This window comes from Megamonas sp. Calf98-2 (genome assembly GCF_900110235.1).
GTDB lineage: Bacteria > Bacillota > Negativicutes > Selenomonadales > Selenomonadaceae > Megamonas > Megamonas funiformis.
Genome location: NZ_FOCY01000015.1, coordinates 18,648 through 37,240, shown reverse-complemented (window position 1 = coordinate 37,240; position 18,593 = coordinate 18,648). Strand labels below are relative to the sequence as shown.

The 18,593-nt window shown below is 31.1% G+C and carries 16 protein-coding genes and 1 other RNA gene; 9 read left to right on the top strand and 8 right to left on the bottom strand.

Features of this window, described 5'->3' with window-relative positions:
• Positions 1-23 precede the first annotated feature (23 nt).
• The 3 genes from BMX03_RS05945 to ssrS form a co-directional block, all read right to left on the bottom strand.
• Positions 24-1,712 carry a sensor histidine kinase gene (locus BMX03_RS05945; protein ID WP_225092124.1) on the bottom strand — a complete coding sequence of 563 codons (1,689 nt, stop codon included), beginning with the start codon at positions 1,710-1,712 and terminating at the stop codon, positions 24-26.
• A gap of 1 nt (position 1,713) precedes the next feature.
• Positions 1,714-2,409 (bottom strand): response regulator transcription factor, encoded by a 696-nt coding sequence (locus BMX03_RS05940; RefSeq protein ID WP_091694360.1) that lies wholly within the window; start codon positions 2,407-2,409, stop codon positions 1,714-1,716.
• 220 nt (positions 2,410-2,629) lie between these two features.
• Positions 2,630-2,812: non-coding RNA, 6S RNA (gene ssrS, locus BMX03_RS05935), on the bottom strand.
• 148 nt (positions 2,813-2,960) lie between these two features.
• On the opposite strand from ssrS, the gene BMX03_RS05930 reads away from it, so the two are divergent.
• From BMX03_RS05930 to BMX03_RS05915, 4 genes are all read left to right on the top strand, one after another.
• Entirely contained in the window at positions 2,961-3,287 is a 327-nt protein-coding gene (locus BMX03_RS05930; RefSeq protein ID WP_015563467.1) for a hypothetical protein, read from the top strand.
• Positions 3,288-3,501: 214 nt separating this feature from the next.
• The gene (locus BMX03_RS05925; protein ID WP_022227733.1) at positions 3,502-5,574 is read left to right on the top strand and encodes a BglG family transcription antiterminator; all 2,073 of its coding nucleotides are present in this window, start codon (positions 3,502-3,504) and stop codon (positions 5,572-5,574) included.
• Between the two features lie 2 nt (positions 5,575-5,576).
• The gene (locus tag BMX03_RS05920) at positions 5,577-7,472 is read left to right on the top strand and encodes a PTS mannitol transporter subunit IICBA (RefSeq protein ID WP_008540051.1); all 1,896 of its coding nucleotides are present in this window, start codon (positions 5,577-5,579) and stop codon (positions 7,470-7,472) included.
• A gap of 26 nt (positions 7,473-7,498) precedes the next feature.
• Entirely contained in the window at positions 7,499-8,650 is a 1,152-nt protein-coding gene (locus tag BMX03_RS05915) for a mannitol-1-phosphate 5-dehydrogenase (protein ID WP_091694357.1), read from the top strand.
• 73 nt (positions 8,651-8,723) lie between these two features.
• Here BMX03_RS05915 and BMX03_RS05910 read toward each other — a convergent pair whose 3' ends face one another.
• Positions 8,724-9,011 (bottom strand): hypothetical protein, encoded by a 288-nt coding sequence (locus BMX03_RS05910; RefSeq protein WP_091694355.1) that lies wholly within the window; start codon positions 9,009-9,011, stop codon positions 8,724-8,726.
• A gap of 99 nt (positions 9,012-9,110) precedes the next feature.
• Here BMX03_RS05910 and BMX03_RS05905 point away from each other — a divergent pair, with 99 nt between their 5' ends.
• The 3 genes from BMX03_RS05905 to BMX03_RS05895 all read left to right on the top strand — a co-directional run bounded on the left by BMX03_RS05905 (position 9,111) and on the right by BMX03_RS05895 (position 11,863).
• Positions 9,111-10,238 (top strand): glycerate kinase family protein, encoded by a 1,128-nt coding sequence (locus BMX03_RS05905; protein ID WP_091694352.1) that lies wholly within the window; start codon positions 9,111-9,113, stop codon positions 10,236-10,238.
• A gap of 10 nt (positions 10,239-10,248) precedes the next feature.
• Complete coding sequence (locus BMX03_RS05900) at positions 10,249-11,022, top strand: enoyl-CoA hydratase/isomerase family protein (RefSeq protein WP_022227735.1); 774 nt, start codon at positions 10,249-10,251, stop codon at positions 11,020-11,022.
• A gap of 205 nt (positions 11,023-11,227) precedes the next feature.
• The gene (locus BMX03_RS05895) at positions 11,228-11,863 is read left to right on the top strand and encodes a DUF3298 and DUF4163 domain-containing protein (RefSeq protein ID WP_022227736.1); all 636 of its coding nucleotides are present in this window, start codon (positions 11,228-11,230) and stop codon (positions 11,861-11,863) included.
• A 57-nt stretch (positions 11,864-11,920) separates the two neighbouring features.
• On the opposite strand, the gene BMX03_RS05890 is transcribed toward BMX03_RS05895, so the two are convergent.
• The 4 genes from BMX03_RS05890 to BMX03_RS05875 form a co-directional block, all read right to left on the bottom strand.
• Positions 11,921-12,592 (bottom strand): energy-coupling factor transporter transmembrane component T family protein, encoded by a 672-nt coding sequence (locus BMX03_RS05890; protein ID WP_091694350.1) that lies wholly within the window; start codon positions 12,590-12,592, stop codon positions 11,921-11,923.
• A gap of 5 nt (positions 12,593-12,597) precedes the next feature.
• On the bottom strand, positions 12,598-13,395 hold the full coding sequence (locus BMX03_RS05885; protein WP_022227738.1) for an energy-coupling factor ABC transporter ATP-binding protein: 798 nt from the start codon (positions 13,393-13,395) through the stop codon (positions 12,598-12,600).
• Positions 13,379-14,644, bottom strand: coding sequence for an ABC transporter ATP-binding protein (locus tag BMX03_RS05880; RefSeq protein WP_022227739.1), 1,266 nt, complete (start codon positions 14,642-14,644; stop codon positions 13,379-13,381). The genes BMX03_RS05885 and BMX03_RS05880 overlap by 17 nt, the downstream gene beginning before the upstream one ends.
• A 386-nt stretch (positions 14,645-15,030) precedes the next feature.
• Positions 15,031-16,011, bottom strand: coding sequence for an alpha/beta hydrolase (locus BMX03_RS05875; protein ID WP_008540039.1), 981 nt, complete (start codon positions 16,009-16,011; stop codon positions 15,031-15,033).
• Positions 16,012-16,221: 210 nt separating this feature from the next.
• On the opposite strand from BMX03_RS05875, the gene BMX03_RS05870 reads away from it, so the two are divergent.
• Positions 16,222-17,580, top strand: a complete 1,359-nt coding sequence (locus BMX03_RS05870; protein ID WP_091694347.1) for a cytochrome ubiquinol oxidase subunit I — start codon at positions 16,222-16,224, stop codon at positions 17,578-17,580.
• Complete coding sequence (gene cydB / locus BMX03_RS05865; protein WP_091694345.1) at positions 17,580-18,590, top strand: cytochrome d ubiquinol oxidase subunit II; 1,011 nt, start codon at positions 17,580-17,582, stop codon at positions 18,588-18,590. Before BMX03_RS05870 ends, cydB begins: the two co-directional genes overlap by 1 nt.
• The last annotated feature ends 3 nt before the right edge of the window (positions 18,591-18,593 follow it).

Below are 18,593 nucleotides of genomic sequence, written 5' to 3'. Positions count from 1 at the left end.
AAAATAGGGGTTTAAAAAATTTTTTAATCTGATTTTAAAGAAAAGTGAATTCTAATACAAGTTCCTTCATTAGGTTTACTTTGAATTGTTAAATTAGCATGATGGAATTCAGCAATATGTTTAACGATAGCAAGACCTAAGCCTGTACCTTCTACATTGATTTGAGAACGGGATTTATCAGCACGATAAAATCTTTCAAATACATGTGGTAAATCGTCTGATGCTATACCTATTCCTGTATCTTTTACTTCTAAGATAAGATGATTTTTGTCTTCATTTAATAAAGAAATAAAGACAGAACCATTGGCTTTATTGTATTTTATAGCATTTTCGATGAGGTTATAAATTAATTCTTCGATTAATTGACGAACACCGATAATTTCACTGGTAGGAACTTCTTTAAAAATGAGTTTCACCTGTTTTGTCAATGCTTTATCATTTAGACGTAAAATAATTTGTTTACAGATAGCAGAAAGATTTAGCGGTTCTTTCATAAAGGTACTATTTTTTTCATCAAGTTGAGAAAGTTTGATTATATCTTGAATTAAATTGATTAGACGTTGAGCCTCTTTATAGATTTTGCCAGCAAATAAAGGAATGTCATTTGGTCGAACCATATTATTTTGTAAAAGTTCAGCAAATCCAGAAATAGAAGTGAGTGGTGTTTTTAATTCATGAGATACATTAGCGGAAAATTCTTGGCGCATTTTTTCTGCCATGCGTTTTTCCGTGATATCTACAAAGAGAATTAAAGCACCTTTTACTGTATTATGCTTAGTTACAGGGCTGGCAATGATTTGATAAGTTTTTTTATCAAGAGGTAAATAAAACTCTTGTCGTTCTCCACGCATTACATTTTGAGCAGCTTGATATAATGTTTCATTATTGATAAGCGTAAAGAGATTTTTATCAATATAGTCTATTTTTTCGGCGTTTAAGATATTTAATACACTATGGTTTATAGCTAATATTTTATAAGAATGATTGATTAAGATTAAACCTTCTTCTATATTGTTGATAATCATGGTAAATTCACGCTGTTGATTTTTTAAAGTCTTCATTTGTTGGTGAATTTGCTCATTTTGATTTTCTAAACGAATTAACATAGGATTTAATTCTTCATACAAGTCATTCATAATAGGATGCTCAAGATTGATAGAATTTATAGGTGCAATGATATTTCTAGCCATACGGCGAGCAGCCAATAGAGAAGTTAAATAGATTAATAACATCATAGCTAACAATATCGGCAAAGCTTCTTGAACCATATCGTATGCACTGACATTATTGCGAGAAAGACGTAAAACAGAATTATCATCTAATCTCACAGCGTAATAATACGTATTAGTTCCAAGCGTAGTTGAGATGCGATAAGATTCACCTGTTCCTACTTTTTGGGCAATTTGTACTTCTTGACGCAAAAGATGATTTTCCATTTTATCTGGTTCAGCACTATTATCAAAGATAACATTGCCTTCAGGGTCAATCCAGGTAATGCGTGTTTGTGTCTGTGCATCTTTTAGTAATTCTTTAGGGTCTGTTAAATGATGATTAAAAACATAAGTTAAATAAGTAGCCTCATCTTTAACTTCTTGTTTTGTATGTTCAAAAAATAATGGATAACATAAGGTCAAAGTCAAAATAAAAGTACAAATAACAGCTATAGATACTAAAAAGCACATATAATTGAAGATTTTTTGCTTCATACTCATATTAATCAATGATTTTATAACCGACTCCACGGATAGTTTCGATTAATTTGCTGGCTACTCCTAATTTATGGCGAAGCGTTTTTATATGCACATCGACAGTACGAGTTTCAGATGCATAATTATAATCCCATACTTCATCCATAATTTTATCGCGGGAAATAACGATATTTTTATTTTTTAATAGATAATATAAAAGTTCAAATTCTTTTAATGTCAAAATGACTTCTTCATTATTTACATAGACTTTATGGAAATCATGATTTAATACAAGAAGACCATTACTAGCAGATAAATCATTAGTAGCTTTATCTTGTGCTACATTGATTTTTGCACTGCGACGTAAAACTGCTTTTATGCGTGCGATTAATTCCATTACACCGAATGGTTTAGTTACATAATCATCAGCACCATTATCAAGACCAGTTATTTTATCATATTCACTACCACGAGCTGTGAGCATGATGATAGGAGTATGTTGTGTTTTAGGATTTTTACGAACTTCTTTGAGAATTTCAATGCCATCAATGCCAGGAAGCATAATGTCTAAAAGAATTAAATCAGGCACATTATTTTTTAGTACAGGAAAAAATTCTTCAGCATTGACAAAGCCTTGAGCTTCAAATCCAGAAGATTGTAATGCATAGATGACAAGTTCGCGAACGCTTTCGTCATCTTCAACACAGTAAATTTTTTGCATAAGAACACCTCATAAATATAGATTAAATGTAAGTTATATTTTATAAAAAATAATGGATATTATATTAATATGTAATCAGTATAAAATTTTTTGATAGCTACTACAAGAGAAGATTTTATATTTTACATAGTTTTTACTAAAGGCTAGAATTTTGCAATCTTAAATGGATTTTTGACAAACAAAAAAGCATTGTTTCACTTTTTGTAAAACAATGCTTTTTTATATGCCCATAATGCCGTTATCTTTTATTCGCCTAGACCTGCTTGGTGCAGGTGGGTATCTTGGATAAGAGTTTTGCTATTCGTTCGAGACGATTCAGCAGCACAAATATCACAGCCAGATTCCCGTTTAGAAAGAGTAAGGTTAGACAATATAAAAAGACCTACGCACATTGCAGGCATACTCCGTTATTAACTGATAATATAATAGCATAAAGATGAAATCTGTGCAAGAGTGAACAGGTTAGAATTGCAAATTGCATTTTTACTTGCGCAGATTATTAGGCTCAGTTAAAATAAGTATAACGTTATTGATAAAAGAAGGGATTTTTTATGGAAAATAATTATAGTGTAGCTATTTCTTGTCATAGTGATTTAGGATATATTGAGTATACAGCTGATACTAAATCTGCAAATATTGTTTTGGCAAATGAAGTAGCTAAACAAAAAGTAGAAGAGTTTTTAAATACACCATTAACTTTACAAGTACCACATGAAACATTACATGATTTTACTACAATAACTATTAATCCATTAGATGATGTGGAAACACTTCAATTAGCACTTACTCGTTTATGGGAAGTAACTGATGTACATGTTGATTGGAGCAGACCAGTTGATTATGTAAAAAATGGCATTCGCAGTTTAAAAGATTTATAAAATATATTATAGGTTATAAAAAGCTACATTTAATATTCATTTTTATGAATTTATTGAATGTAGTTTTTCTATTTTAGACATTATTTAATTTTGTCCTAAAGGATTAAAGACTTAATAATATAACTTTAGATTGAATTTACGAACAATTCTCTATTATAATTTAATTGTAGAAATAAACCGGTTATTTAATATTAAACTATAAGGAATTAATTGTATGAAAATAAACGAACGTTCGAAATTTATAATTAATGAACTTATAAAAAGAAATACTTATGTAACAGCTAGTGAAATAGCTGATTTACTACAAGTAAGTATAAAGACAGTAACTAGACAATTAGTTAATGTTGAAAAGATTTTAAATGAAAATGATTTAATTTTAGAAAGAAAAACTAGCAAGGGTATGCAAATCATAGGGACTGAAGAGCAAAGGCAAAAAATGCTAGAACAAATCCAATCTAATGGTTTGCATGAATATTCGCCAGTGGAAAGACAAAATATAGTATTAAGTCATTTGTTAAAATCACAAGAACCTATAAAGTTATTGACTTTGGCAAAATTATTGAATGTAACAGAAGCCACTATAAGCAATGATTTAGACAAATTAGAAACATGGATAAAAAAGATGAATATGAATTTAGTTCGCAAACCTGGTTTAGGGATTTATTTAGAGGGATTAGAGAAAGACATCAGGAAAGCGATTATAAGTCATATTTATAAAAATCTCCATGAGAAAAACATTCTAAATGTCTTAAATAAACAAGAAAAAAATATTAAATTAAAAAGTGGCACGGATAAGTTTTTATTGGACTTAGTCGATAAAGATATCATTCAAAAAGTAGAAAAAGCAATAACTACAGTAGTGGAAAGAGAGAATTATAATTTATCGATAAATGCTTTTTCAGGCTTGGTAGTTCATCTTACATTAGCGATACAGCGTTTATTAAAAGGTGAAATTATAAAAATTGATACTAAGTTTTTAACAGAATTGAAAAAGAAAAAAGAATTTGATTTAGCATTTAAGATAAGTGAAGAGATTGCGAAAGTCTTTGATATCGTAGTTCCAGAAGAAGAAAGTGGTTTTATCACTATGCATCTTTTAGGAGCTAGAAACAATTATCAAGAAGGCACTATTAATAATTATGATAATTTTGCTTTGATAAAAATTGCAAAAAAAATAATAGCTATAGCTCAAGAAGAAAGTGGTATTTTTATAGCTAAGAAAAGTAAATTATTAATAGGTCTTGTAAAACACTTAGGGCCAGCGGCAACGAGAATAAAATTAAATTTGGAGATACGTAATCCACTACTAAATGAGATGAAAGAGAAATATCCTCAATGGATGAAATTAGCTAAAAAAGCAGCTAAACCTTTAGAGGAAAAATTAGGGGTTAATTTACCAGAAGCGGAAATTGCTTATTTAGCAATGCATTTAGGTTCCACTTTAGAAGATGCAAGTTTGCAAAAAGCGAGAAAATATAATGTTTTGGTAGCTTGTCCTACAGGAATTGGCACATCAAAATTATTAGCAAGTCAACTAAAACAAAAATTCACCAATTTAAATATTGTAGCTATTGTTTCTGCAATCAATATAAACTATGAATTTTATCAAAATGAAGGCATAGATTTTATAATTTCCACTGTGGAAATAAATGAAGCGACAATACCAGTAGTGATTGTAAATTTCATGTTAGATGATAAGGATATAGATAATATCATTCATCAAATGCAATTATTACCTGATGAAAATAGTGGAGAGTATCATAAAGATAATAAGAGTTTAGTTGAGAAATTGAGCGAACTTAATCTATTTGGTTTTTATATTAAATCTATTTTGAAGAATTTCTTTTATCAAGATATGGTAAATGTTAATTCTAAAGAAGAGTTATGTAGTTTTGTTAGTATTTATTTATTAAAAGAAAATATAAGTCAAATTTTGGAAGCTGACTTGAAATCAAGAGAAGAAAAAGGTAGCACTATTATTAAAGATTTAATGTTATTACATACAAAATCTAAAGTTATACAAAATTTGACAGTAGGGATTATTCAGTTAGAAAAATCTTTAAAAGTAAATGAAAAAGAAATATCTACAGTGTTGATTTTATTAGTTCCAGATAAAGCTGATGAAAAAGCTTTAGAAACGATGGGAGTTTTATCCGAGAGCATTATAGAAAATACGAACTTATTAGATATTTTACATCAAGGTTCTAAGGCAGAAATTTATTTGGAACTAGAAAAAATATATACAAATTATTTTAAGAAAAAATATAAAAAGGTAATGGAGGGTTAAAAATGTCTGAAGCAAAAGCAGGAAATGTTGCTCAAGAAAAGATGCAAAAATTTGGTAGATTTTTAAGCGGAATGGTAATGCCAAATATCGGTGCATTTATCGCTTGGGGTTTACTCACAGCATTATTTATTCCAACTGGTTGGATACCAAATGAATATTTAGCAGCTGCAGGTGGCCCTATGTCAAAATGGTTAATCCCACTATTGATTGGTTATAGTGGTGGTAGTGCTATTTATCAACATCGTGGCGGTGTTTTAGGTGCTATCGCAACAGCTGGTATCATCGCTGGTTCTGACATTCCAATGTTCTTAGGAGCAATGATTGTTGGTCCATTTGGTGGTTGGTGTATTAAAAAATTTGATGAAGCTTTCCAAGATAAAATCCCAACAGGATTTGAAATGCTCATCAATAACTTCTCTGCTGGTATTTTAGGTGGTATTTTAGCAATTCTTGCTTATGCTATCGTAGGTCCAGTAGTAAGTTCCTTAAATGATATTTTACGCGGTGGCGTTGAATTTATTGTAAACTTAGGTCTTATTCCACTCGTATCTATTTTGGTTGAACCTGCAAAAGTATTATTCTTGAATAATGCTATCAACCATGGTGTATTCAGCCCAATTGGTATTCAGGAATCTCAAGAACTTGGAAAATCCATCTTCTTTATGATTGAATCTAACCCAGGCCCTGGTCTTGGTGTATTACTTGCTTTCTGTTTAGTAGGTAAAGGCATGGCAAAAAGCTCTGCTCCAGGTGCAGTGATTATCCACTTCTTGGGTGGTATTCATGAAATTTATTTCCCATACATTCTCATGAAACCAATCCTCTTATTAGCAGTTATTCCAGCAGGTATGGCTGGCGTATTCACATTAAGCGTTTTAAATGGTGGTCTTATCGCTCCAGCTTCTCCAGGTAGTATTTTTGCAATCTTAGCAATGACTCCAAAAGGAGCATATTTCGCAAATATCGCAGCAGTAGTAGTAGCTACAGCAGTATCTTTCGTAATCGCTTCTATCTTCATCAAAGCTTCTAAAGATGACGGTTCTTCCTTAGAAGAAGCTCAACAAAATATGCAAGATATGAAAAACCGTGGTAGCAAACGTGTTGAAAGTGATGTAGTAGTAAAAGGTAGCGAACTTAAGAAAATTATTTATGCTTGCGATGCAGGTATGGGTTCTTCTGCTATGGGTGCAAGCGCACTTCGCAATAAATTGAAAAAAGCAGGTTATGGATATATTTCTGTAACAAACTGTGCTATCGGTAATATTCCATCTGATGCTCAGATTGTAGTATCTCATGAAAAATTAGCAGACCGTGCAATCGCAGATTCTCCACAAGCTGAACATTTATTTGTACAAGATTTCATTAAAAATGATGTTTATGATATTATTTTAGCTAAATTACAAAATGTAGAAGCTAAAGTAGAAGAAGTTACAGATAGCAAAGAAAATGCTGTTGAAGATGAAACTGTATTAAAACGTGAAAATATTAAAATGTGCTTAGATACAGTTACTAAAGAAGAAGCTATAAAAATGGCTGGTGAATTATTGTATAAATCTGGCTATGTTGGCAAAGAATATATTAATGGTATGCTTGCACGTGAACAAGATGTAAGCACATACATGGGACGTGGCATTGCTATTCCACATGGTGAAAATGCAGTAAAAGACACAGTTAAAAAATCAGGTATTGTAGTATTACAATTCCCTAATGGTGTAGAATTTGGCACAGGTAAAGCAAAATTAGTTGTTGGTATCGCAGGTAAAGGCGACGAACATCTTGCTATCTTAGCTAATATTGCTATTGCTCTTGACGAATATACTGATGAACAATTAGAAGAATTATTCGTTACAAAAGATAAAGAAGCTTTATATAACTTATTTACAAAATCTAATGATTAAGTTCTAGATAATAGGGGGTATTTTAAATGAAAGCAGTGCATTTTGGTGCTGGTAATATCGGTAGAGGTTTTATTGGAGAATTATTATATGAATCTGGTTTTTCTACAACTTTTGTTGATGTAGTAAAAGCAACTGTTGATTATATCAATGAAACAAATTCTTATGAAATGTATATCATTGATAATAATGAAAAGAAAGTAATTAAAAATGTAAAAGCTTTTTCTCCAATTACTAATGAAGCAGATATTGTGGAAGCAATTTGTGAAGCTGATTTAATTACAACATCTGTTTGTGTTGATAATTTAGATAAAATAGCTCCTACACTTGCTAAAGGATTAAAAGAACGTTTAAATCGTGGCATAGGTAAAGTAGACGTTATGGCTTGTGAAAATGCTTTTTATGCTACAGATATGTTGAAAAAAGCTTTAGTAGAAAATACTAAAGCACCAGTAACAGAAGAAGAACTTGATAAAGTAGGCGCTTTCCCAAATGTAGCTGTAGATAGAATTGCACTTAGCACAGTTATAAATGGCGTAAGAGTACCTCAAATTCAAGCAGCTTTTGAACTTGTTATTGAAAAAGACAAAATGGTAAATCCAGAAGCTCAACCAATTAAAGGTGCAGAATATGTAGAAAATCTTGGCATGTATCTTGAACGTAAACTCTATGTATTTAACTGCGGTCATGCTGCAACTGCATATTTTGGTTATCATAATAATTGTGAAACAATTCATGATGCTTTAGAAGTTCCAGAAATTAAAGCTGATGTAGTAGCTGTAATGAAAGAATCAGCTATGGCAATGACTAAAAAATATCCATTTAAATTTGAAGAATTAGAAGCTTATATCGAAAAAATCTTAAAACGTATTTCCTTAGAAGCATTACATGATGAAGTAGTACGTGTAGGTCGTTCTCCTATCCGTAAATTAAATCTTAAAGACCGTTTAGTAGGACCAGCTTTATTGGCTGAATCTTATGGTCTTGATAATACTCACTTAGCAAAAGCTATTGCTACAGGATATACTTTTGATTACAAAGAAGATGAACAAGCTGTAGAAATTCAGGCTTATATTGCTGACAATGGTATTGAAAAAGCAGTAGAAAAATATTCTGAACTTACAGCAGATCAAAAACTTTATCAGCTTGTAATTGAAAATTATAAAGCTATTAAAGCTTAAAACAAAGTTTTCCCCATTCCTATTCTAAATAAATAAGAAAAGCACAGCTTATTATAAGCTGTGCTTTTCTTATTTATTTTTGTTTACTGATTATATATTTATCTGTAGCAAAATCTAACATTTCTTGCCATGTTTTGAATTGAGTATTCTTAGCTACATGTTTATCCATTAAATCTTCTGGTAATTCTTCAAAATCTTTTTGGCAAGTGATGTTAAATCTACCACCTGTTAAAAATTTGGCAAAAGTTTTATAGTTAGTATATTTACGCATAAAGGAAATATTGAATACTTTGTCAAACTCTATTAATTGAGGTTCGATTTCATTAGGTAATTTATAATATCCTGTGATTTTTACAGCCATAAAGCTACCTCCAGTATAAATAAGATGAAATAAAAATTTTAACTATATAATATAAAATATGAAGAAAATAGTAAATATAACAAAGGTGTGAAATGTTTTATGCAAAATTTTATTTTAGTGCCTGACTCTTTTAAGGGAACTTTATCAGCTATAGAAGTCTGCAATATCATGAAGTCATCAATAAAAAATTTATATAAAGATGCAAATATCATCAGTGTGCCTGTAGCTGACGGTGGTGAAGGAACAGTAGATGCATTTTTATATGCTCTTGGTGGGGAAAAGAAAAGTGTTTGGGTAAGTGATGCTTTTAATGAACAGAAAATATTAGCTCATTATGCTATGTTAAAAGATAATATAGCTGTCATAGAGATGGCTGCTTGTGCTGGATTACCATTGGTGAAAAATCGCTTAGAGCCAGATAAAACAACTACATTCGGTGTGGGTGAATTAATCGTAGATGCTATAAATAGTGGGGCTAAAAAAATAATTTTAGGTCTTGGTGGAAGTGCGACAAATGATGGCGGTTGTGGTATGGCTGCTGCTTTAGGCGTGAAATTTAAAGATGAACAAGACCAAGAATTTATACCAACAGGTGGGACATTGTCTAAAATTTATAAAATTGACATGAATAATATATATCCAAAGATAAAAGATATAGAATTTATATCTATGTGTGATGTGGATAATCCTTTATGTGGCAGATTAGGTGCGTCAGCAGTTTTTGCTCCGCAAAAAGGTGCAGATGAAGATATGGTTAAATTATTAGATGAAGGGTTAGCTCATTTAGCAAAAATAATTAAACGAGATTTACATATTGAGGTGAAAGATATCAAAGGAGCTGGAGCTGCTGGTGGTTTAGGTGCAGGCAGTATAGCTTTTTTGCAAAGTAAATTAACTAAAGGCATAGATGTTGTTTTAGATACGATAAATTTTGATGAATTAGTTTCAAAAGCAGATATTGTATTTACAGGTGAAGGTAAATTTGATAGTCAATCTTTGCATGGAAAAGTAGTCATGGGTGTGGCAAATCGCAGTCAAAAATATAAAACTCCTGTAATTGTGGTAACAGGAGCTATTGGTGAAAATATTCAAGAAGCGTATAATAAAGGTATAACAGCTATATTTAGCATTAATAAAGAACCTATGGAATTTAGTAAATCAGCCTTGAAAAGCAAAGAAAATATGATATTAACTATGGAAAATATTTTAAGATTATTAAAAATATGAGGTGGCAAATATGCAAAGTGTTTTAATGGAAAAAAATGAGCATCTAGGGATAATTACATTAAATCGTCCTAAAAGTTTAAATGCAATGAATGCAGATTTAGTGGAAGAATTTCATCGTGCCTTAGATATTTTTGTAGAAGATGAAGATGTTCGCGTAATTATTTTAACTGGTGCAGGTAGAGCTTTTTGTGCTGGTGGTGATTTAGGTTATTTAGAAAGCTTAAATGATGATAAAAAAAGAAAAGCTTTTATTGAACGTGTAGGCGAGATGACTCTAAAATTGAGAAATTGTGCAAAACCTGTCATTGGTATGATAAATGGTGTTACCGCTGGCGCTGGTGTTAATTTAATGTTAGCTTGTGATATTGTATGTAGTAGTGAAGATGCCAAATTTATTCAAAGTTTTGTCAATGTTGGTTTAGTTCCTGATTGTGGCGGTATGTATTTATTAAAAGAAACAGTAGGATTGCAAAAAGCGAAAGAATTGATGTTCACAGCTGATGTAATCAGTGCTCAAGAAGCAGAAAAATTAAAAATGGTAATGCATGTCTATACAAAAGAAGATTTGAAGATAGAAACAGAAAAAATAGCACAAAAAATAGCTCAAGGTGCGCCTATGGCTATTATGTATATGAAGAAAATGTTAAATAAATCATATGCAAATTTAAAAGATTTTCTTGATGAAGAAGCTCTCGTACAGACTTTTTGTTTAGGAACAGAAGATTGTAAGGAAGGAATTTTGGCTTTTAAACAAAAACGTCAACCTAATTTTCAAGGCAAATAATAAATTTAGAAATATTTAATTAGATAAAAATAAAAAGTCCTACGAAATTGCCGAACGTAGGACTTTTATCTTGCTTATATCTTCTAAAATTAGGAAGGATTAATTTAATAATAATATAATTTTTAGTAAATAACAAGTAATTTTAAGAATTTTTTAATATTGTTAAGATATAATGAAAAAAAGTGCATTTAAGGGAGGGTTTCTTATGCAAAAATCGTGGAAAATTTTAATGAGTTTATTTATGGTAATGCTTTTATCAATGTCGGTTACATTTGCGCAATCAAGCTATTATGAAGTGCAAGAAAAGACATTGGACAGTGAGTTTGTAGAGGGGAAATATCCAGTAGTAAATGCAGATAATATTTTAGTGAAATCTAGAATAAATAGACAGATTACTAAGATAATAAATGACTTTAATCAAAATGTTCAACAAGAAAATGATATTGGTAGAGACCTTACAGGTTTTATCGGATATGAAATAAAAGCAAATAGCGATAAAGTTTTTAGTGTGATAATAAATTGTTCTACTATGTATAAAGGTGCGGCTCATCCAAATACGTATGCTTATGGATTAAGCTTTGATGAACAAGGTAATTTAATACAATTTTCTCAAGTTATTAATATAGATAAGCAAAGTGGAAAAAATATTTATACAATAGATAATTTAAATAAAGAAATAAAAGCACAGGTAGGTCAACATCTATTTGATTTCCATAAAGATGTAACAGCATTTCCTCAAGAATTTTATTTAGATGAAAATATGGATTTACATGTATTGTTCCAAAGATATGAGATAACACCATATGCAGTAGGTCTTGTTGATGTTATTTTAAAAAAATAAAATTGTTATAAATAAAAAACTGCTAGATATAATATGCTAGCAGTTTTTTTATTAGTTTTAGATGAAATAAAATAATAAAGATAAGATTAGAAGAAATAAAATCATAGAAATATAATCTATAGCTCTTAATTTAGTATCAATGATAAATACTCTTGGCTTAGGAGAAGAAAATCCTCTCATTTGAAGACTGAGCGCCATATTTTCACTGCGAGAAATAGAGCGAAAAACCATGGGTTTAATTACCATCATATAGTCAAAAATGCGACGAAATGGATTTGATGAAGGTTTAAAACCTCGGCAGCTCTGGGCATCACGAACAGCAGAGCTTTCTTCTAATATATCAGGAACAAAACGCAAAATAGCAGTAATCATAAAAGCGTATTGATAAGGTAAATGGAATTGTTTTACTAATGAAGCTGTGAGCTCTCTAGCAGAAGTGGTTTGCAAGAGCAATAATAAAGATACTGCCATGATGAACATTTTGAGAGCAGAAGCAATGGAGGTATTTAAATCAGTACCGCAAACAAGTTGAATTAGAAATAAAATAAAGCTGAAAAAAATTAAAATACCAAGAGCGCTCCAAAGTAACTTTGTCTTAGGTAAATAAAAACAAGTAAAAACTTCGATAAGGGCTAATATACTTAAGATATATAAGTCATTAGTAATTAAAGACGCTATTGAAATCATAATAGCTAAAATTAATTTTGTTAAAGCAGTTAATTTATACATTATAATCAACCTCGTTTGTGTAAATGAGCGTAAATTTCCATAGGTGTAAGACAAATATCAAGACCTAATTCCTGACTGATACAAACAGCTTCAGGTAATTCTAAACCGAGCTTTAGCGTCAATTCTTTTTGGGAAAATAAATCAAGTGGCGTACCATCAAAAGCAAGTTCTCCTTGATTGATGACGATGACTTTATCAGCATGTTCAGCTAAGATATCCATATCATGTGTTACCATGATGATACCTAAACCTTGAGCATTTAATTTTCGCATCAAGCGCAATAACATAGTGCGTTCTCGGCAATCTTGCCCAGAGGTAGGTTCATCTAAGATTAAGATTTTAGGTTTGGCAGCTAAGGCGCAAGCAATAGATAATCGCTGTTTTTGCCCTAAGGTTAAAACTTGAGGCATTTCCCAAATTACATCTTGAAGATTAGTTATTTTTAAAACTTCTTCGACACGTTTTTTTATAGTATGTTCATTACAACCTAATTTTCTTGGTGCAAAAGCTACTTCTTCAAAAACAGTGGAAGCGAATAATTGTTGGTCAGGATTTTGAAATACATAACCGATATATTGAGCCATTTCATATGGTTCTTTTTTGGTGATATCAATATCATCTAAAATCATAGAGCCTCTATTAGGGTGCACAAGTCCCATTAAAAGTCTAGTTAATGTTGTTTTACCACTGCCATTTCTGCCAGCTATAGCTGTGATTTTTGTATCATCTATATTGGTGGAGATGTTCTTTAAGATAAATCTATTTTTTTGATAGCTAAAAGAAATATTATTTAGCGTTAACATGATTATCACCTATTTCATAGCGTATTTTCCAGCGAAGAGGAATAACTTCAGGATAAATTTTTTCTTCATACATATATTTTAAACAATCATCTACATTACCACTGTAAGCTAAATGACCATTATCAATTACACAAAGTTGGTCAGCAATATCAAGCACATATTTCAAATCATGTTCAGTTACAATAATTGTTTTATTATATCTTTTATTGAGATTGACTAATAAATTATAGATATCTTTTGCGCCTTCAGGGTCAATGGCTGCAACTGGTTCATCAAGAATGATGATAGGTGTATTCATTGCCATTATAGAGGCAATAGCAAGTCGTTGTTTTTGTCCGCCAGATAAAGCTGAAATCGGCATATCTTCTTTATCGGATAGACCAACGCTAGCTAAAAGGTCGCGTCGTCTATTGATGATTTCTTGAGCATTAAGAACAGATGTTTCAAGAGAAAAAGCGATTTCATCGCCAACTGTTTGCGTTACGAGTTGAGCATTGTAATCAGCCATGACAACACCGATTAATTCATTGAGTTTTTTAGGTGGTGTATTCAAGATATCAATATCGGCTATATTTATTTTGCTAGTGGTGATTTCACTTAGATATGCAGGTTTACTGCCAGCTATATTTAAGATTAAAGAAGTTTTACCACTGCCATTTACACCTGTGATTACACAAAAAGAACCTTGAGGAATAGTCAAATTTATATCGTGCAAAGAAAATTGTTTATCATTTTTATTTAATTTGGCATTGAAAATTTTAAAAGCAGGTAAATATAACAATTGACCAGCAACAGCACCTAAAAGAGCAACTAAAGCTACAGCAGGAAGCATAGCATAAAGATAAATATTCATAGGAAGTTGTAGAAAGATTTTCGTCAAAGTAACAAAAGTACCGCCACTGATAAAAGTAGTGATAAATACAACGATAAAAGGAATTAGTGAAATTTTAGATTTTTTAATGTTGAAAAGATTGCTATTGACCATTAAAGCGCAAATAGTAGCAGCTAATGGATCACTTATTAAATTAGCATAAGGTAGAGCAGCTTTAGATGTCATCATAGCGATGATACCGGAAACTAAACCAATGCCGAAACCTTGTTTTATTGTCGGTCTACATAATAATATCGCTAAACAATACATTACAATATTCCAGTTTAAAGATATGCCACCAATATTTGGCGAAACCATACGTAAAATTACACCGATGGCTAATAATAAAGTAGTAATAGTTATCCAACGTAACTCCATAAATAAATCCTCCAATCAAATAACAAACAAATAAAAAAGCCTCTCAATCCCTATAAAAAGGAACGAGAGGCGTTATACTCGTGCCACCCTTAGTTGAACTAAGTAGCAAATTATCTTACTAAATACAAAGTGCGGGATTTTTTATATCCGATACTCGTTTCCGTATAACGGTGGAAAAGGCCGATAGTGCTTACCCCATAATATTATGGCTCAGGCTACATCTCACAAGTCCATTCGCTATCATAAGTGCTTATCGAACTCTCAGCATCGTCGATTCTCTGTAAAGCTTTTATCATAGTTACTATTCTTGCTCATAGATTTTAAATATATTAATCTGTGTTCATGATATCAAAACTATTTTTTATTGTCAAGATACAATAAAATTTTTAATTTTGTATAGTTGTAAAATGATTATTAACGAGAAAATCTTTTATTACATTAAAATATTCATTAGGATAATTAGAAATAGCTTGAGCATGTGTAGAGTCTTTGAACATATGCATAGATTTTGTTGCACGGCAATTATCGTATAATTCTTGAAGTGTATTTGGCGGGATTAAAGTATCTGCACTGCCATGTAAAAATAATGTAGGGCTTGTGGAGTGAGCTACTGCTTTTAATGGAGCTAATTTATCTAAAGTTGAACCTGTATGCCAATACATGCAGACTTGAGAATAAATCCACAAGATATCAAGAATTTTGGAATCATTAGGTAATTGTATCATGCTGTGTAGATGATTGTAATAAAGACCTTTTAAATCACTATAAGAACTATCTTCAATGTAAAAATCAGCAGGGTGAACAGATAATCCACTGTGCAAGAGGGCAAATGCACCACCTAGAGAAATTCCATGAATGCCAATTAATTCTTGTTGTTTTGTATTGCGAAGATAATCGCACCACATATCAATATCACGGATTTCTGTTTGTCCCCAAGTGATGATGCCATCACTTTCACCATGACCACGTAAATCAATCAATAAGACATTGAATCCTAATTGTTTATAGATATTGACATAATTTAAGCACATGGAACGATTTTGATAAAGACCATGAATTAAAATAATTGTCTTTTTATATTTGGAATTATTGTTGATAAAAGTACCAACTAATTCACGAGAACTGTCACCATAAGGCGTGTATAGAGCAACTTTTTGAGCATTAGGATTTTCTTGTTGATATTGATTTATTCTCGTTAAATCTTGAGAATGATTTACGATGCTAGTGAGATTGATATTTAATTGGGGATTGCTAAGCTCCATATATAAAATATTGCCTAAAATTAAACCTAAAGTATTAAAAGTTAAAATAGCACCGATTAAAAGTCCAATAAAAAATATAAATAAAGAATGAAGAAATTTTTTCACATAAACCACCTAGATAAAAAATAAAAATTTGCAATAAAAACCAAAGATAATAAATTGGATAATAACGAGTATATATTATTTAGATGATTTTATAAAGATTATTTTTGAGGAGTTATGATAATAATTATCTATAAATAATAAATCTTGCGTCTATATAAGTTATTAGTGTATACTTAACTTAAATATACACTACAAAGGAGGTTTTATATTATGGATGTTATAACTCTATCTAGATTGCAATTTGCAATTACAACAATTTACCATTTTTTATTTGTTCCGGTTTCATTAGGTTTATCCATTTTCATTGCTATTATGCAGACTATGTATTTAAAAACAGATAATGTAGTTTATAAGCGTTTAGCAAAATTCTTTGGAAAACTCTTTATCATTTCATTTGCCATGGGTGTGGTAACTGGTATCGTACAGGAATTTCATTTTGGTATGAACTGGTCTGAATACTCTCGTTTCATGGGAGATATTTTTGGGGCACCACTTGCACTAGAAGCATTGACTGCATTTTTCTTAGAGTCTGTATTTTTAGGTGTATGGATTTTTGGTGAAGGTCGTTTATCCAAAAAATTACATTGTTTATCTATTTGGCTTGTAGCTTTTGGTAGTAATTTATCTGCTTTTTGGATTTTAGTTGCAAATTCTTTTATGCAACATCCTGTAGGTTATACTATTGCTAATGGCAGAGCTGAAATGACAGACTTTTTCGCATTAGTAACTAATCCTTATGTTGTAGGGCAATATGCTCATACTGTATTATCTGGTATTGTTACAGCTGGTGTGATTGTAGTGGCTGTAAGTGCTTATCGTTTATTGTCTGGTCAAAATGTAGAAACATTTAAAACAGCGATAAAATCAGGTATTATCTATAGTTTAATTGGTTTGTTCTTAGTAATGGGCAGTGGACATTTACAGGCTCAATTTATCGGTAAAAATGTACCAATGAAGATGGCAGCTATGGAGGCTTTATGGGAAACTGAAAATCCAGCTCCTTTCACTGTAATAGCTAATATTGATACAGAAAATAAGGTAAATTATGATGCTATTGAAGTGCCATATATGTTATCTATGCTTATTTATGATAGCCCAGAAGGCGAAGTAAAAGGCATAAATGAATTGCAAGAACAATATATTCAACAATATGGTTATGATGATTACATTCCAAATGTAGTTTTGTTATTCTGGAGCTTTAGAATTATGATAGCTTGCGGTGTAGCTATGATTGGTGCAATGATTTTAGCAGGCTTTTTATTCTATACAAAACGTTTGGAAAATGCTCGTTGGCTCTTAAATATTTTAGTATTATTATTGCCATTGCCATTTATAGCAAATACTTTTGGTTGGATAATCACTGAAGCTGGTCGTCAGCCATGGATGGTAGTAGGTTTGCAAAAAGTATCTGATGCAGTATCTCAAAATATCACTAGTACAGAAGTTTTAATTACATTGGTAGGTTTTACACTTATTTATGCTTTATTAGCTGTAGCTGCTATCTTTATAGCTCTTAAATTCGTGAAAAAAGATGCTCATAAGATGGATGATGAAGGAGGGCAGGCATAATGGATTTACAAATTGTATGGTTTATACTTGTAACAGTTTTATTTGTAGGTTTCTTCTTCTTAGAGGGCTTTGACTATGGCGTAGGTACGATTTTACCATTTTTTGCGAAAAATGATGTAGAACGCCGTATGCTCATTAATTCCATAGGTCCAGTTTGGGATGGTAATGAAGTTTGGATGATTACTGCTGGCGGTGCTATGTTTGCAGCATTCCCTCATGTATATGCTACTATGTTTAGTATGCTTTATATGGCATTGTTTTTGATGCTCTTAGGTTTAATTGTTCGTGGTGTAGCTTTTGAATTTAGAAGTAAACACGATTGCACATATTGGCGAAGCTTATGGGATTATATGATTTTCTTTGGCAGTGCCTTACCTGCATTTTTATGGGGCGTTGCTGTAAGTAATATGATGAAAGGTTTCGCTATCAATGGTGAAATGATTTATAAAGGTACTTTCTTTGATTTATTATCTTTATATACTATCGTTGGTGGTATTACTTTCTTATTGGTATTTGCTTATCATGGAACAGTATTTTTAACACTTCGTCTTGCTGATACAAAAATGATTGATAGATTGCGTATCGTATCTGTATGCCTTGGTGGTATAGCAGCTATTTTCTATGTACTTTGCTTGATTTTAACTGCATTGAATACAGATATGTTTGCGTCAATTTCTTCTGTTATTTTATTTATTCTAGCAGCTGTTTCTTTTGTAGCTTCTATCTTATTAGTTTATAAAAAACAACAATATGTTAAAGGCTTTATCGGTTCTTCTTTAGCTATTGTATTTACAACAGTTGCAGTATTTGCAGGATTATTCCCACGTATTTTAATATCCACTTTAAATCCAGATTGGAGTTTAACAATTTATAACGCTTCTTCTACTGAATATACTTTGACTATAATGACAATTGCTGCTGTTTGCTTTGTACCAGTAGTACTCATTTATCAAGGTTGGACTTATTGGGTATTTAGAAAACGTGTAAGTCATCATGACTTAGAATATTAATTA